Genomic DNA, 716 nt, shown 5'->3' with positions numbered 1-716 from the left:
CGAGGTAGTAGAGCAGCGAGACGAAATTGTCCTGGCGCAGCAGCCCTTCGGCCGGGAAGCTGGTCTGGATCGGGCTGACCTCCTCGCCGCGCTCGATGATCGCGCGCAGCCGCGAGAAGTTGCCGTTGAGACGAGAGGTGGCGGTGACGGCGTCGGCATCAGCGCGCTCGCGATCGGCGAGCTGGCGGTCGGCGAGCTGGCGGTCGATCTGCACCAGATGGCGCAGCTTGCCGTAGTCGATGCGCACGTTGTGGTCGATCAGGTCGTCGGGCGGCTGGTTCCGGCGCACCAGCGCGCGCAGATAGTACAGCGCCATATCGCTGTTGACCACAGGCGCCTGGCGGGCCTTGTGGAAGTGATAGTGGTTGTACCACTCGTCGACGATGGGGCGATGGGCGCTGAAGTCCTGCCCGAAATCGGCGAACAACTGTTCCAACTCGGCATGAGTGAAGCCCACGAGCGCATTGAACTCAGGCTCCAGGCTGATCGAGGTGCCAATGTTGAATCCGCTGGTGACATCATCGAGCGTGATCGGCGAGACGCCGGTGATGAACAGCCGCGCCAAGCCACCGCCGGTGCGCCCCACGGCCTCCTTGAGCAGCGCAAAGAAGTCACGAAAGAAGCCGCTGCTGTGGGTCAGCTCGCGGTAGGCCTCGCGCCCGGCGTTGACCAGGATGTTGTTGGCGAAGTTGTCGTATTCGTCGATGAAGAGATAG

At 63.5% G+C, this 716-nt stretch carries 1 protein-coding gene; it reads right to left on the bottom strand.

The genetic code is table 11. From position 1 onward, the window contains the following. A partial coding sequence (locus CKO40_RS23825) for an AAA family ATPase (RefSeq protein WP_200348941.1) occupies positions 1-716 on the bottom strand: 716 nt, incomplete at both ends.

Origin of the sequence: Halochromatium glycolicum, from assembly GCF_016584085.1 — a bacterium.
Classification (GTDB): domain Bacteria; phylum Pseudomonadota; class Gammaproteobacteria; order Chromatiales; family Chromatiaceae; genus Lamprobacter; species Lamprobacter glycolicus.
Note: the sequence above shows the minus strand (reverse complement) of the source record. Positions and strands in the feature narration are given on the sequence as shown.